Genomic DNA, 14,551 nt, shown 5'->3' on the forward strand with positions numbered 1-14,551 from the left:
CCCTTAATAGCGGGGGCAGGATAGCACTCTCCCCTGGGCGGGGAGAGTCTTTTTTACTACGCTGCATCGCCGTGCGACAGGGGGGCCAGCGCCGCCGGAACCTCGCTCTGCGCCTGCACCAGCGACGCTTTACTGATTTCGCGAATCGATTTCGCGCCGGTCAGCGTCATGGCCACGCGCATCTCTTTTTCAATCAGATCCAGCAGGTTTGCCACACCCCGTCGGCCATGTGTCGCCAGCGCATAGAGATAGGCGCGGCCAAGCAGAACGGTGTCTGCGCCGAGTGCAATCATCCGCACCACATCAAGGCCGTTACGAATCCCGCTATCGGCGAGGATGGCAATATCTCCCTTCACCGCATCGGCAATTGCCGGCAGCGCGCGCGCTGAGGAGAGCACGCCATCAAGCTGGCGACCGCCGTGGTTAGAGACGACAATCCCATCCGCGCCAAAGCGCACCGCGTCGCGGGCATCCTCCGGATCGAGGATCCCTTTGATCACCATCGGGCCATCCCAGAATTCGCGGATCCACTCCAGGTCCTTCCAGGAGATAGAGGGATCGAAGTTGTTCGCCAGCCAGCCAATATAATCCTCCAGCCCGGTTGGCTTACCGAGGTACGCAGAGATATTGCCCAGGTCGTGTGGACGGCCATTGATGCCCACATCCCACGCCCACTGCGGATGCATCACTGACTGCCAGTAGCGGCGCAGGGCGGCGTTCGGCCCGCTCATCCCGGAGTGCGCATCGCGATAGCGCGCGCCGGGCGTCGGCATATCGACGGTAAAGACCAGCGTGGAACAGCCCGCCGCTTTTGCCCGCTCCAGCGCATTGCGCATGAATCCGCGATCGCGCAGCACGTAGAGCTGGAACCACATCGGGCGCTTAATAGTTGGCGCCACCTCTTCAATCGGGCAGACGGAGACAGTCGACAGGGTAAAGGGGATACCTTTGGCATCTGCCGCCCCGGCGGCCTGCACTTCACCGCGTCGCGCATACATGCCGCACAGCCCGACGGGTGCCAGCGCCACCGGCATCGAGAGCTGCTCCTTGAACAGCGTGGTCTCAAGGCTGAGGTCGGACATATTCTTCAGCACCCGCTGGCGGAGCGCGACCTGCGATAAATCCTCGACATTGCGGCGCAGGGTATATTCGGCGTACGCGCCCCCGTCGATATAGTGAAACAGGAACGGCGGCAGAGTGCGTTTTGCCGCGGCGCGATAGTCGCTGGCTGCGGAAATAATCATGCTTTTTTCTCCCTTAAATGAATCAGTTGCTCGTCGGGCAGACGGGTTATGCGCGCCTGGCGGGCCCGGTCTTCGTCAAACTGGCGAATAGTCGTGTGGACGAACGCAAGGTGCGCCATCATCGCCTGACGCGCGCCTTCGGCATCGCCGGCAAGAATGGCGTTCATCACCGTGCGGTGTTGCTCCGTAAGCCGGGCGAAAACCGGCGGAACAAGGTACATACGCTGGCGGCTCTGCTTAACCGAGGATTGCAACAGGTCGAAGAAACCGCGCATGGTTTGCAGCAGCACCACATTGTGCGAGGCCTCGGCGATCGCCAGATGGAAACGCACATCCGCCTGCGAAGCGAGATCCGGGTCATCGGACTGCGACGCCTCAAAGCAGAGCACGATTTTCTCTTTATCGGCTTCGGTGGCGCGCATCGCCGCATGCCAGGCAGTGCTGGCCTCAATCGCGTGGCGGGCTTCGAGAATGTCAAAGCTATAATCGGGGTCGTCATTGAGCAGCGGTTTCAGCGGCTGAACGATATTCTGTTCCGACCAGGCCTCGTGCTGCCAGCGCACAAAGGTTCCGCCGCCGCGGCGGCTCAGCAACACCCCTTCGCTGACCAGCTTTGCCAGCGCTTCGCGTAAGGAGTTGCGCGACACACCAAGCTGCACGGCAAGCTGGCGCTCGGCAGGCAGCTTCATGCCCGCTTCCAGCTGTTGTTCTGTAATTAACGCCCGCACGCGGTCGGCGACCTCGTCAGCCAGGCGTCTGGGAAAGGCATTCATGGGATCATCCAGGTCAGCACATAGGCCTGCAGGGTGGTGATCACGCCGACCATACAGGTGAATATCAGGCTATGTTTCACGGTAAAGCGGAAGAGATCGGACTCTTTGCCCACCAGACCCACCGCCGCACAGGCGATAGCGATGGACTGCGGCGAGATCATCTTGCCGGTGACGCCGCCGGTGGTGTTAGCCGCCACCATCAGCACATCCGAAACGCCAATCTGCTGCGCGGCGGTGGCTTGCAGCGCGGCAAACAGCGCGTTTGATGAGGTATCGGAGCCGGTTAAAAAGACCCCCAGCCAGCCGAGGAACGGCGAGAAAAAGGTAAATGCGCTGCCGGTATGCGCCAGCGCTAACGCCAGCGTCGACGACAGGCCGGAGTAGTTGGAGATAAAGGCGAAGGCCAGCACCATACCGATAGAGTAGACAGGCAACGCCAGCTCTTTCAGCGTACCGGCGAAGGTGGTGATGGCATCCTTCGGTTTCATCTTCAGCCACACAATCGACAGGATTGCCGCAAAGAGAATGGCGGTGCCGGTGGCAGAGAACCAGTCGAACTTATAGACCGCCGCATACGGCGTGGCGGCGTTCACCACTGGCGGCATGCGCGCCACCAGCTTATCAAGGTGCGGAACGGAGATATTAAACACCCAGTCGTAGAGCGCGCCACCCGGCGCAAAGAGCGCTTTAAAGGGAGGAACACTCCATAGCGTGACGGTCGCCGTCAGGAACAGGAAGGGTGACCAGGCGCGCAGGATCTGCCCGGCGCTGTATTGGGTGCGGGATAAATCGAGATCGACCTGCGACGCGCCCATATCGCCAAAGCGGAAAATGCGCACCGGCTTCCAGCGCTTGAGGAACAGCGTCAGGCAGACCAGCGACACCAGAGAGGAGATGATGTCCGGCAGTTCCGGGCCGATAAAGTTAGAGCTGAGATACTGCGCAATGGCGAACGAGCCACCGGCAACGACCACCGCAGGCCAGGTCTCTTTCACCCCGCGCCAGCCATCCATAATCGCCATGATCCAGAAGAGCACGATAATGGTCAGGAAGGGGAGCTGGCGGCCCACCATCTGGCCGATTTCGAAGCTGTCCAGCCCGGTCACCTGGCCGGCAACCAGAATCGGAATACCCATCGCACCGAAGGCAACCGGCGCGGTGTTGACAATCAGGCACAGCCCGGCGGCATAGAGCGGGTTAAAGCCCAGACCGACCAGCAGGGCGGCGGTGATCGCTACCGGCGCGCCAAACCCGGCGGCCCCTTCCAGAAACGCGCCAAACGAGAAGCCGACAATCAGCATCTGCAAACGCTGGTCTGGCGTAATGGAGAGAATCGACGAGCGAATAATGTCGAACTGGCCGGTTTTGACAGAGATCTTATAGACAAAGACGGCGGCGATGATGATCCACGCGATGGGCCACAGGCCATAGAAAAAGCCGTACACCACCGACGCCAGCGCGCGATCCACCGGCATTTTGTAGAACAGCAGCGCAACGGCAAGGGCGATGACGACGGTCCAGCTTGCCGCAACGTAGCCTTTCAGCTTGAGCTTTATCAGCGCGAAAAAGAAGAACAGGATCGGAAGCGATGCGATGAGGCTGGAAAGCCAGAGGTTGCCAGCCGGGTCATAGTTCTGTTGCCAGAGCGTCATGCAGGTCTCCTGAGAACCACGGCAAAACCGCGAGCGATAAGTCTCTGCTTAGCTCTGTCTCACAGGTTTTGTAAAAGTGGTCCTGCCAATGCGGTTGTGTAGGGTTTGTGATAACGAATGGTTATCCAAATGTTGCGGCGTGGCAATCGGGCTGTGAAGGGATTTAATGGAACTGTGAAGCGCGGAGAAAAAGCGGCTGGAATTGGTAGGGCCAATTAATACCGCCCGCGCGCTCAGCAGAGGCGGGGCGGAGAGAATATCAGAATTCGGTGTTGGCGAAGCCGGTCATCGCATCGAGGCCCATTTCGCGGCCCAGCGCCGTCATCGGGTGAACCACGACAATCCCTCGCACGCTTTTTTTCAGCTTGCCGAGATCGGCCTGCTCTTTCCTGGTGATCGGGCGGCTATAGCGCATTTTCGTCAGTTTCTGCGCCTCTTTACTCAGCTTCTGGCTGTACTGTTCGCGCAGGCGGGCAATTTCGGTCTCCAGCGTAGTCTTCTCTTTTTCCAGTTCGGCGTACTTCTCAGCCGCGTCAACCAGAGAGAGCTCTGCCTGCTGGTGGCGGATCGCGTCGAGACGGTCGCTCAGACGCTTAATTTCGTTTTTTTCGACTTCTTTCATGATAGGCATTTTCTTCAGGAACAAAGTGCAAGGATACAACACTTCAGGAAGGGATTACTTCTGGAATGCTTTTTTTAAGCTGATCCGTGAGATCAGCTCGGTCAGCGAAAGCACCATGGTGGAGCGCACCACCTGCTGATAACGCTGTTTTTGCATGGCGAAAAAATCTGCATCGCTGGTATCGAATATGGGCTGCGGCGGCAGGGCGGCGACGCAGTGCAACTCGCCAAACGGCCCGAGGATCTCATCATCGGTGAAGGCGTACTCCGTGCCATCGTGGTTCAGCTCTTCGCGCAGCGCCATCAGCAGCTCGGCATCTTCATACTCGGCCCGCGAGATAACCCCGAGGCCGTAAATCAGCTTCAAACGCACAGACAAATTGCCCAGCGGACCGTCGCCGTCCAGCAGCGGCTCGACGGCATATTTCACCGCGTAGTCATCTTTGCGAAACACCTGGAGCACGAGGATATTGATCGCTTCGTTGAGCAACTCAACGGCGGCAATCAAAAAACTGCGCACGGTTTTTCCCGCATTCAGACGCTCGAGTACACGGTTTTCGAAAGCCTGGGTGTGTTCCATTATTGCCTGCATATCTGACAACTTCGTTAGCTGGCGCGGGGCATCCCGCGCCAATATCGGCATCATGCCTGGGTTTGATAAGCGTTGACGGCTTCCTGGACTACCGGGCTGTCGGCGTCGAGGCCGGAAACCTGTGCCAGCGCCGCCTGCGGGCCTTTCTCAGCAATAAGCTGAGCCAGCTCCTGCGCCTGCGGATCCTCTTCGCTGCGATAGTGCATCGCGGCGGCGATACCTTTCACCAGGTTGGCGTGCGGCAGGTTGTACTCCAGCGTGCCGAGCAGCGGTTTAATCAGACGGTCGCCCGCGCTCAGTTTACGCAGCGGTTGACGCCCTACGCGCTCTACATCGTCTTTCAGATAGGGGTTCTCAAAACGGCCCAGGATTTTCTGAATATAGGCCGCGTGCTTGTCAGCATCGAAACCATAACGCTTGATCAGCACCGCGCCGCTCTCTTCCATCGCGCCTTTCACCACGGCACGAATTGTCTCATCAAGGATCGCGTCGCGAATGGTCTGATGGCCGGTCTGTTTTCCAAGGTAGGCGGTTATAGCATGCCCGGTATTCAGCGTGAAGAGCTTACGCTCAACAAAGGCCATCAAATTATCGGTCAGCTCCATTCCCGGGATGGTCGGCAGCGCGCCTTTAAACTGGGTTTGGTCGACAATCCACTCGCTGAAGGTCTCCACGGTCACTTCCAGCGGATCGTTGTTGGCGGAAGCGGAGGGGGGAACAATACGGTCAACGGCGGAGTCGACGAAGCCGACATGCGCCTCAACCCAGGCTTTATCCTGCTCCGCCAGCTGGGCGAAAACATGCCCTTTCAGCTGGCTGGTGCCGCGCACCATATTTTCACAGGCGATAATGTTCAGCGGCGTATCGACGCCCTGCGCCTTACGTTTTACCAGCCCTTTGGCGACCGCCGGGGCGATGCGCTCCAGCACTACCGGGCCAACGGCGGTAGTGACTAAATCCACCTGCGCAATCAGGTCGACAACCTCTTCGCCGATGCTGCTCACCGCATTGACGCCCGAGACGATATCGACCTGCTCTTTTTCACCAACGACGTGAACCTGATAGCTGTGACGGGCGTTGAGGGCGTCCAGAACCACCTGATTAACATCGGCGAACGTCAGTTCAATCCCCGCGTCGGCCAACAGCTTGCCGATAAAGCCACGTCCGATATTACCTGCGCCAAAATGTAATGCTTTCATAGAATGACCCTTTATCAATGTTTTTACCCGAGAGGGCTGGGGTGAGAAGCGTCAGCGGGTTCTTCTCACCCAAGCCCTCTCCTCCGAAGAGGAGAGAACGTGGAGCTGATTACGGGTTCAGCAACGCCAGCACTTCCTCAACGCTTGTGGTGTGCGTGAGACGTTCGACAATTGTCTCATCATCCAGCGCGGTGGTCAGGCTGGTAATGACCTGAATGTGCTCGTTATTGCGTGCGGCAATGCCGATCACCAGATGAGCAATCTCATCCTCCTCTTCGCCGAAGCGCACGCCCTGCGGATACTGGCAGAAGACCACACCGGTTTTCAGGACGCGATCTTTCGCTTCCACCGTGCCGTGCGGAACCGCGATAGACTGACCAAGATAGGTCGGGGTCATTTTTTCACGGTCCAGCATTGCGTCAATATATTCTGGCTGCACATAACCGCCTTTGACCAGTTGCTCACCGGCAAAGCGGATCGCCTCCTCTTTATGCGTTGCGCTACAACCGAGGAAGATATTCTCCGCGCCCAGCTTAAAGAGATTTGTATTGGAGGTATCAAAGCTATCCTGCAGGCTGCTGTTGACCTTCGCTTCGTTAGTCGTGTGGCGCTGGGCAGCCGCCAGACGCTCCGTCAGGCCGGTGTAGAGGCCGCTGTCGAGGAAGTTGGTCAGCGAAATATGCTGCGCTTGCGGTGCCTGGCGCATGGCGCGCTCGGTCAGGTCGCGGTGCGTAATCACCAGATCGACATCGGAGGGCAGGCTGTTAATCGCGCTGTTGGTGACAGAGATGTTGGTCAGACCCGCATCCTGCACTTTCTTACGCAGTACGCCTGCGCCCATGGCGCTGGAGCCCATCCCGGCATCACATGCGACGATGATTTTGCGCACGTGGCTCAGATCGTTAGTGACATCTTTTGTCCCGTGCGCAGCAGCAACACCTTTGGATTCGGCTTTCATATCGTGCATACGGCGGGTTGCCGCTTCGATATCATCCTCTTCCTCTTTCACTTTGCTGGTCTTCAGCAGGATGGCCGCGACAACGAAGGAGACAATCATGGCTGCGAAGATCGCCGCGAGGTTAGCGAAGTAGGCGCCTTTTGGCGTCATGGCCAGCACCGCCAGGATAGAGCCAGGAGAGGCCGGAGAGACCAGGCCGCCGTTCAGCATGCTGAGGGTAAAGACGCCGGTCATACCGCCGAGGATCACGGCAATCAGCAGACGCGGGTTCATCAGCACGTACGGGAAGTAAATCTCATGGATCCCGCCGAGGAAGTGGATAATCGCCGCGCCACCCGCAGACTGCTTCGCGCTGCCGCGACCAAAGAACATGTAGGCCAGCAGGATGCCCATACCCGGACCCGGGTTCGCTTCAATCAGGAAGAAGATGGACTTGCCGATCTCATGGGACTGCTGAATACCCAGCGGCGAGAAGATGCCGTGGTTGATGGCGTTGTTGAGGAAGAGGATTTTCGCCGGCTCAACGAAGATAGAGGCCAGCGGCAGCATGTCGTGAACAACCATAAAGTTCACGCCTGCGGCGAGCGCTTTAGAGAGCACTTCCACCGCCGGGCCAATCGCCAGGAACGCCAGAATGGCGAGGATCATCCCGATGATGCCAGCGGAGAAGTTGTTCACCAGCATTTCGAAACCGGACTTGATCTTGCCGTCGACGGCCGCGTCAAATTTCTTGATGCAGTAGCCGCCCAGCGGGCCTGCAATCATCGCGCCGAGGAACATCGGCATATCCGCGCCCACGATCACGCCCATGGTGGTGATAGCACCAACCACACCGCCGCGATCGCCACCCACCAGACGACCGCCGGTAAAACCGATCAGCAGTGGCAACAGGTAGGTGATCATCGGGCCGACGAGTTTCGCCAGCGTCTCGTTAGGTAACCATCCCGTAGGGATAAACAGCGCGGTGATAATCCCCCACGCGATAAAGGCGCCGATATTCGGCATCACCATATTGCTCAGGAAACGACCAAAGCTTTGCACCTTGATCTTGATATCGGATGACATAAAACACCCCTTCTTATGTTTGCTAGCGCACAGGCCGGAAGCCCGAGGTTTATTGTTAATGTGGCGGCAGAGGTAGCCGGACCTGAATTGTCTGTGATGCGGAATCTGGCACCGAATCGCGCACCTGTCCAGATGACACACTTTAATGTGATTCTGATCACGTTAAGGGCGGGGGTTATCCCTCATTCATAGTGATTTTCGTCACAAAAAATGAGTGTAAAAAAAGAACGGCGCGCAGAATTTATACGATGTCGGGGAATAAATGTGACGGATATCACGTTTAACTGCTGGGGGTTTGTGAGTTATTTGTGATGTGAGTCACAAGATATTTTTCTCGGAAAATTCCGAACGTGATCGACCGCAAAGTGCGCTTTTTCACAAGCCCAAAGATGTAACTTCCTTTCACCCTTCAACCGCTCATCATGAGGGGTAAAGTTGTCACCCTGATGAAGGCGACGCGCGCCTGCGCTTTCCTCACGCGTTAAGAGCGGCTCTGTTATCCAGGATAAGACTCCTGGTTTTGCGATCTGATATTCCCGCACGGATTAAAAGGACTATTTTATTATCCTGAGACAATGTTAAGAGGCGCGGGGCCAGCGCCTGTACAACCCCCGTACGTGACGTACACTCTTTTTTATCCCTGCGGCAAATTTAAAAAGGACACGGCAATGAAACTGATCGGCAGCTACACCAGCCCGTTTGTACGCAAAATCTCTGTCATTCTGCTGGAAAAAGGTATCACCTTCGAATTTATCAATGAGCAACCCTACAGCGCCGGGAGCGGCGTCGGTCACTATAATCCGCTCGGCAAAGTGCCGGCGCTGGTCACCGATGAGGGGGAGGTATGGTACGACTCGCCGATCATTGCACAATACATTGACCTGCTGGGCGCTGAGCCGCCGATGTTGCCGGATGATGCTAAAGCGGCGCTGAAAATCCGCCAGCTGGAAGCGCTGGCCGATGGCATTATGGACGCCGCGTTGGTCTCGGTTCGTGAATTAGCGCGCCCGGTAGAGCAGCAGTCGCAAGCGGAGCTGCTGCGCCAGCGGGAAAAAGTCTCTCGCGGGCTGGATGCGCTGGAAAAGTGCCTGCAAGAGGGTGAACTCGCTGTCGATACGCTCAACCTGGCCACCATCGCGATCGCCTGCGCCATTAGCTACCTCAACTTCCGCCGCGTCTCGCCGGGCTGGAATGTCAATCGCCCGCTGCTGGTGAAGCTGGTGGAAAATCTCTTCCAGCGTGAAAGCTTTGCCCGCACGGAACCGCCCAAGGCGTGATCCGTGTTATGCCCGCCTGAGAAAATCGCTGTACAATCCCCCTCACGTCAACACCCCTGACGGGAGGGGTAACTCCACAGCCGGGCCTTTTCATGACAACTCTTTACAGCCAGATTCCTTCGACCGATCGCCTGTTACGTGACGAGGCGTTCGCGTCGCTGTTAACCACCTATGGCCACCGCCGCATCACGCAAACCCTGCGTCAGCTTCAGGACGAAGCGCGCGCGGAGATCCGCGACGCGCAGCGCTTGCCTGCATGGTGTGAAAACTGGGCGCAGGCTGTGCTGCAGCGCCTGGAGCAGGAGAACAGCCACGCGCTGCGCCCGGTGTTTAACCTCAGCGGCACGGTGCTGCACACCAACCTCGGGCGCGCGGTGCAGTCGCAGGCGGCGATAGATGCGGTCACGACGGCGATGGGCTCGGCAGTAACGCTGGAGTACGATCTCGACGGTGCCGGGCGCGGTCATCGCGATCGCGCCATCGCGGCGCTGCTCTGCCAGTTAACCGGCGCGGAAGATGCCTGTATTGTCAACAACAATGCTGCCGCAGTGCTGCTGATGCTGGCGGCGACGTCGGCCGGCGGTGAAGTGGTGGTATCGCGCGGTGAGCTGGTGGAGATTGGCGGCGCGTTTCGTATTCCCGATGTGATGCGCCAGGCGGGCTGCATCCTGCATGAAGTGGGCACAACCAACCGCACCCACGCCAGGGATTACCGCCAGGCGATCGGCGCGAATACCGCGTCGCTGATGAAAGTCCATACCAGTAACTACCATATTGAAGGCTTTACCAAAGCGGTGGACGAAGCCGAGCTGGTGGAGCTGGCGCAGGAAGCCGACCTGCCGGTGATTGTCGATCTCGGCAGCGGCTCGCTGGTCGATTTGAGCCTCCACGGTTTGCCAAAAGAGCCGATGCCGCAGGCGCTGATTGCCGCAGGCGTCAGCCTGGTGAGCTTCTCGGGCGATAAGCTGCTCGGCGGGCCGCAGGCGGGGATTATTGTCGGTAAAAAAGCGTTGATCGAGCAGCTTCAGCACCACCCGCTGAAACGCGCGCTGCGGGCGGATAAAATGACTCTCGCGGCGCTGGAAGCGACGTTGCGCCTCTATCTGCACCCGGAAAAATTAACGCAAAACCTGCCGACGCTACGCTATCTCACCCGCCCGCAGGCGGAGATCCGTGACCAGGCGCAACGCTTATGCGACGCGCTTGCCGCTCGTTACAGCGAATTTGCGCTGCGCGTCGAGCCCTGTCTGTCGCAAATCGGCAGCGGTTCGCTGCCCGTCGAGCGGTTGCCGGGCGCGGCGCTAACGCTTACGCCCCATGACGGCAGCGGCCGTCGGCTGGAAGCGCTGGCAACGCAGTGGCGCGCGCTGCCGCAGCCGGTGATCGGCCGTATCTATGAGGGCCGTCTGTGGCTCGATTGCCGCTGTCTTGATGATGAATCCCGCTTGCTGGAGATGTTGCTGAAATGATTATTGCCACTGCCGGGCATGTGGACCACGGCAAAACCACCCTGATCGAAGCCATTACTGGCGTCAACGCCGACCGTTTGCCGGAAGAGAAGCGGCGCGGCATGACCATCGATCTGGGCTACGCCTACTGGCCGCAGCCGGATGGCCGCGTGCCGGGCTTTATTGATGTGCCGGGGCATGAAAAATTCCTCAGTAATATGCTGGCGGGTGTCGGCGGTATCGATCATGCGCTGCTGGTCGTGGCCTGCGACGATGGCGTGATGGCGCAGACCCGTGAACACCTGGCAATTTTGCAACTGACCGGCAACCCGGCGCTGACCGTCGCGCTCACCAAAGCCGATCGCGTTGACGAGGCGCGCATTGCCGAGGTGCGCGAAGAGGTGGAGAACACTTTACGTGAGTTTGGCTACCCGCAGGCGACGCTGTTTGTCACCGCCGCCGTCGGGATGCGCGGCATTGATGCGCTGCGCGCGCACCTGTTGCAGCTGCCGGAGCGGGCGCACCCGGAGCATCAGCGCTTCCGGCTGGCGCTGGATCGCGCCTTCACGGTGAAAGGGGCAGGGCTGGTGGTCACCGGCACGGCGCTCTCCGGCGATGTTCGCATCGGCGATACGCTCTGGCTTACCGGAGTGAATAAGCCCATGCGCGTGCGCGGTCTGCATGCGCAGAATCAACCCGTTGAGCATGCCCACGCCGGGCAGCGCATTGCGCTGAATATCGCCGGTGATGCGGAGAAAGAGGCGCTCAGCCGCGGCGACTGGCTGCTGTCGCAACAGCCGCCTGAGCCAACGGAGCGGGTGATCGTCGCACTTTATAGCCATACCCCACTCACCCAGTGGCAGCCGCTGCATATCCATCACGCCGCCAGCCATGTTACCGGGCGCGTATCGCTGCTGGAAGATGGCTTAGCCGAGCTGGTGCTGGATACGCCGCTGTGGCTGGCGGATAACGACCGGCTGGTGCTGCGCGACATCTCCGCGCGCACTACGCTGGCGGGTGCTCGCGTGGTGACACTGAACTCGCCGCGGCGCGGCAAGCGCAAAGCGGAGTACTTAGCGTGGATCGCCGCCCTTGCCCATGCAGAGGATGATACTCAGGCGCTCAGCGCGCACCTGTCGCGCGGTGCGGTTGATCTCACGGCTTTTGGCTGGTCACGCCAGCTTAGCGCCAGCGGGCTGAATGCGCTGCTGGCGAACCCCTGTTTTATCCGTGCCGGTAATAACCTGCTCGATGCGCCGATAGCCGCCCGCTGGCAGCGCAAGCTGCGGGAGACGCTGGCGACCTATCATCAACAGCACCATGACGAACCCGGCCCTGGCCGCGAGCGTTTGCGCCGCATGGCGCTGCCGATGGAGGATGAAGCGCTGGTCTTAACGCTGATTGAGCGTATGCGCGAGAGTGGTGATATCCAGAGCCATCACGGCTGGCTGCATCTGCCGGAGCATAAAGCCGGTTTTAACGATGAGCAGTCGCAGCTGTGGCAGAAAGCCGCGCCGCTCTTCGGCGATGAGCCCTGGTGGGTGCGTGATTTGGCACGCGAAACGGGGGTTGATGAGCAGGTGATGCGCGGCGTATTGCGCCAGGCGGCGCAGCAGGGGCTGATCACCGCCATCGTCAAAGACCGCTACTACCGCAACGATCGCATTGTCACCTTCGCCAGCATGATCCGCGATCTCGATCAGGGGCGCGGCTCCACCAGCGCGGCGGATTTTCGCGACCAGCTCAATGTCGGGCGCAAGCTGGCGATTCAGATCCTTGAATACTTCGATCGCATTGGTTTTACCCGCCGCCGGGGCAATGACCATATTCTGCGCGACAAGGCGCTCTTTATTAACGAGAAGGGTTAGGGCACCTCGCCTGGGGAGAAATCTGCCGATCTCCCGGGGTGTGATCAAAGCGCGCAGGCGGTCTCTTCTGGCACTCTCGCTCTTTTCAGCCTCAGGCGGGAGGACGCGTGAACCGATTTATCATCGCCGATGCGGCAAAATGCATCGGCTGCCGCACCTGCGAAGTGGCCTGCGTGGTGTCGCACCAGCAGAATCAGGATTGTTCGGGCATTAACCCTGCCCGTTTCTCTTCACGCATTCGCGTGGTCAAAACCGGCGACTTTTCCACGGCCGTCACTTGTCATCACTGTGAAGAGGCTCCCTGCGCCGGAGCCTGCCCGGTCGGTGCCATTTACCGCACGCAGGGCGCGGTGCAGGTCGAACAGTCGCGCTGCATTGGCTGCAAAAGCTGCATGATCGCCTGCCCGTTTGGCGCGATGGAGGTGACAGCAGCGCCGCGACAGGCGCTGAAGTGCGATCTCTGTCAGCACCGCGACGGCGGGCCAGCCTGCGTTGAGGCCTGCCCGACGCGCGCGCTGAGCTGTGTCGATCCGGTGCTTTTACGCGAAGTGCGGCTCAGGAGCCTGCCCGCGTAAACCCTTGTCAGGCGCTGTGCTCCTGCCAGGCGCGCTCCACCTCTTCGGCGAGGATTTTAACGCCCGCTTCGATAAGCGCAGGTTCCGGCACATAGTTCATGCGCATGCATTGATGGGTATGGGGCCAGGGTTTATCGAGGCCGGGGAAGAAGTAGTCTCCCGGTACCATCAACACGCCGCGTTTTTTCAGACGCTGGTAGAGCAGTTCGGTGCTGATCGGCAGATCTTTAAACCACAGCCAGAGGAAAATTGCCCCTTCCGGTTTGTGGATCAGGCAGCGCTCCGGCGGCAGATAGCGACGCAGCGTAGCGATGGTCTCCTGCACGCGCTGGTAGTAGAACGGCTTAATCACCTCGTCAGAGAGGCGCAGCAGGTCTTTGCGCTTAATCATTTCGCACATCATCGCCGGACCAATGCCCCCCGGTGAGAGGCTGATGATGCCGTTCATATTGCGGATGGCAGAGATCACTTTGTCATTGGCGATAATGATGCCGCAGCGGCTGCCCGGCAGGCCCAGCTTCGACAGGCTCATGCAGAGAATGATATTCGGGTTCCAGAGCGGGCGCGCTTCGCTGAAGATAATGCCGGGGAAAGGAACGCCGTACGCATTATCGATCACCAGCGGGATATTGTGCTGATTGGCCAGCACATCCAGCTTCATCAACTCCTCATCGGTGATGACGTTGCCGGTCGGGTTGGTCGGGCGCGAGACGCAGATCATCCCCGTCTCTTCACCAATATGCAGGTGTTCGAAATCGACGTGGTACTTAAACTGCCCCTCCGGCAGTAACTCGATATTGGGCCGCGTGGAGACGAAGAGATCCTCCTCCAGCCCGGCATCGGCGTAGCCAATATACTCAGGCGCCAGCGGGAAGAGCACTTTGCGCGTGCTGCCGTCGGCGCGGCGGCCGGCAAAGAGGTTAAACAAGTAGAAAAACGCGCTCTGGCTGCCGTTTGTCAGTGCAATGTTCTGCGGTTCAATGTCCCAACCTAACTCTTCACGCAGCATCGCGGCCAGCGCCGTCAGAAGCTCGGTTTTGCCCTGCGGACCATCGTAATTACACAGGGCATCCGTGGCGCTGCCGCTCTCCAGCATCTCAGAAAGCAGCTGCTGGAAGTAGTCGGTCATCGCCGGGATTTTTGCCGGGTTGCCGCCGCCGAGCATGATAGCGCCAGGGGTGCGTAAACCGTCGTTAAGATCCTCCATCAGACGCGTAATGCCTGAATGTCGGGTAAATTTGTCGCCGAAAAGTGAAAATGTCATCGCTACTGCTCTGTC

Annotated in this window: 12 protein-coding genes; 4 read left to right on the forward strand and 8 right to left on the reverse strand. The window is 59.1% G+C overall.

Going from position 1 to position 14,551, the window contains the following annotated elements:
* Positions 1 to 56: 56 nt before the first annotated feature.
* The 7 genes from lldD to PU683_RS01595 form a co-directional block, all read right to left on the reverse strand.
* A complete protein-coding gene (gene lldD, locus PU683_RS01565; RefSeq protein ID WP_277169790.1) occupies positions 57 to 1,244 on the reverse strand; it encodes an FMN-dependent L-lactate dehydrogenase LldD in 1,188 nt (395 codons plus the stop codon).
* Positions 1,241 to 2,017: a transcriptional regulator LldR gene (gene lldR, locus PU683_RS01570; RefSeq protein WP_277169791.1), complete on the reverse strand. Its 777-nt coding sequence runs from the start codon at positions 2,015 to 2,017 to the stop codon at positions 1,241 to 1,243. Before lldR ends, lldD begins: the two co-directional genes overlap by 4 nt.
* Positions 2,014 to 3,669: an L-lactate permease gene (lldP, locus tag PU683_RS01575; RefSeq protein ID WP_277169792.1), complete on the reverse strand. Its 1,656-nt coding sequence runs from the start codon at positions 3,667 to 3,669 to the stop codon at positions 2,014 to 2,016. The genes lldR and lldP overlap by 4 nt, the downstream gene beginning before the upstream one ends.
* Positions 3,670 to 3,928: 259 nt before the next feature.
* Positions 3,929 to 4,291 carry a YibL family ribosome-associated protein gene (locus tag PU683_RS01580; protein ID WP_277169793.1) on the reverse strand — a complete coding sequence of 121 codons (363 nt, stop codon included), beginning with the start codon at positions 4,289 to 4,291 and terminating at the stop codon, positions 3,929 to 3,931.
* A 54-nt stretch (positions 4,292 to 4,345) separates the two neighbouring features.
* The gene (gene mtlR / locus PU683_RS01585; RefSeq protein ID WP_277170468.1) at positions 4,346 to 4,933 is read right to left on the reverse strand and encodes a mannitol operon repressor MtlR; all 588 of its coding nucleotides are present in this window, start codon (positions 4,931 to 4,933) and stop codon (positions 4,346 to 4,348) included.
* The gene (mtlD, locus tag PU683_RS01590) at positions 4,933 to 6,081 is read right to left on the reverse strand and encodes a mannitol-1-phosphate 5-dehydrogenase (RefSeq protein ID WP_277169794.1); all 1,149 of its coding nucleotides are present in this window, start codon (positions 6,079 to 6,081) and stop codon (positions 4,933 to 4,935) included. Before mtlD ends, mtlR begins: the two co-directional genes overlap by 1 nt.
* A gap of 109 nt (positions 6,082 to 6,190) precedes the next feature.
* Positions 6,191 to 8,104 (reverse strand): PTS mannitol transporter subunit IICBA, encoded by a 1,914-nt coding sequence (locus PU683_RS01595; protein ID WP_277169795.1) that lies wholly within the window; start codon positions 8,102 to 8,104, stop codon positions 6,191 to 6,193.
* A 668-nt stretch (positions 8,105 to 8,772) separates the two neighbouring features.
* Here PU683_RS01595 and PU683_RS01600 point away from each other — a divergent pair.
* From PU683_RS01600 to PU683_RS01615, 4 genes are all read left to right on the forward strand, one after another.
* On the forward strand, positions 8,773 to 9,381 hold the full coding sequence (locus PU683_RS01600; protein WP_277169796.1) for a glutathione S-transferase: 609 nt from the start codon (positions 8,773 to 8,775) through the stop codon (positions 9,379 to 9,381).
* 92 nt (positions 9,382 to 9,473) lie between these two features.
* A complete protein-coding gene (gene selA / locus PU683_RS01605; RefSeq protein WP_277169797.1) occupies positions 9,474 to 10,850 on the forward strand; it encodes an L-seryl-tRNA(Sec) selenium transferase in 1,377 nt (458 codons plus the stop codon).
* Positions 10,847 to 12,697, forward strand: coding sequence for a selenocysteine-specific translation elongation factor (gene selB, locus PU683_RS01610; protein WP_277169798.1), 1,851 nt, complete (start codon positions 10,847 to 10,849; stop codon positions 12,695 to 12,697). Before selA ends, selB begins: the two co-directional genes overlap by 4 nt.
* Positions 12,698 to 12,804: 107 nt before the next feature.
* Positions 12,805 to 13,272 (forward strand): 4Fe-4S dicluster domain-containing protein, encoded by a 468-nt coding sequence (locus PU683_RS01615; protein WP_277169799.1) that lies wholly within the window; start codon positions 12,805 to 12,807, stop codon positions 13,270 to 13,272.
* Positions 13,273 to 13,279: 7 nt separating this feature from the next.
* Here the strand turns inward: PU683_RS01615 and avtA are convergent, their stop codons facing one another.
* Positions 13,280 to 14,536, reverse strand: coding sequence for a valine--pyruvate transaminase (avtA, locus tag PU683_RS01620; RefSeq protein WP_431190918.1), 1,257 nt, complete (start codon positions 14,534 to 14,536; stop codon positions 13,280 to 13,282).
* Positions 14,537 to 14,551: the final 15 nt, after the last annotated feature.

This window comes from Candidatus Kosakonia sp. 282A-S69 (assembly GCF_029433855.1).
In the GTDB taxonomy this organism is placed as follows: domain Bacteria; phylum Pseudomonadota; class Gammaproteobacteria; order Enterobacterales; family Enterobacteriaceae; genus Kosakonia; species Kosakonia cowanii_A.

Excerpts from the sequence above, each read along its gene's own strand:
- lldD (WP_277169790.1), bottom strand. The coding sequence starts at position 1,244 with ATGATTATTTCCGCAGCCAGCGACTATCGCGCCGCGGCAAAACGCACT.
- lldR (WP_277169791.1), bottom strand. The coding sequence starts at position 2,017 with ATGAATGCCTTTCCCAGACGCCTGGCTGACGAGGTCGCCGACCGCGTG.
- lldP (WP_277169792.1), bottom strand. The coding sequence starts at position 3,669 with ATGACGCTCTGGCAACAGAACTATGACCCGGCTGGCAACCTCTGGCTT.
- PU683_RS01580 (WP_277169793.1), bottom strand. The coding sequence starts at position 4,291 with ATGAAAGAAGTCGAAAAAAACGAAATTAAGCGTCTGAGCGACCGTCTC.
- mtlR (WP_277170468.1), bottom strand. The coding sequence starts at position 4,933 with ATGCCGATATTGGCGCGGGATGCCCCGCGCCAGCTAACGAAGTTGTCA.
- mtlD (WP_277169794.1), bottom strand. The coding sequence starts at position 6,081 with ATGAAAGCATTACATTTTGGCGCAGGTAATATCGGACGTGGCTTTATC.
- PU683_RS01595 (WP_277169795.1), bottom strand. The coding sequence starts at position 8,104 with ATGTCATCCGATATCAAGATCAAGGTGCAAAGCTTTGGTCGTTTCCTG.
- PU683_RS01600 (WP_277169796.1), top strand. The coding sequence starts at position 8,773 with ATGAAACTGATCGGCAGCTACACCAGCCCGTTTGTACGCAAAATCTCT.
- selA (WP_277169797.1), top strand. The coding sequence starts at position 9,474 with ATGACAACTCTTTACAGCCAGATTCCTTCGACCGATCGCCTGTTACGT.
- selB (WP_277169798.1), top strand. The coding sequence starts at position 10,847 with ATGATTATTGCCACTGCCGGGCATGTGGACCACGGCAAAACCACCCTG.
- avtA (WP_431190918.1), bottom strand. The coding sequence starts at position 14,536 with ATGACATTTTCACTTTTCGGCGACAAATTTACCCGACATTCAGGCATT.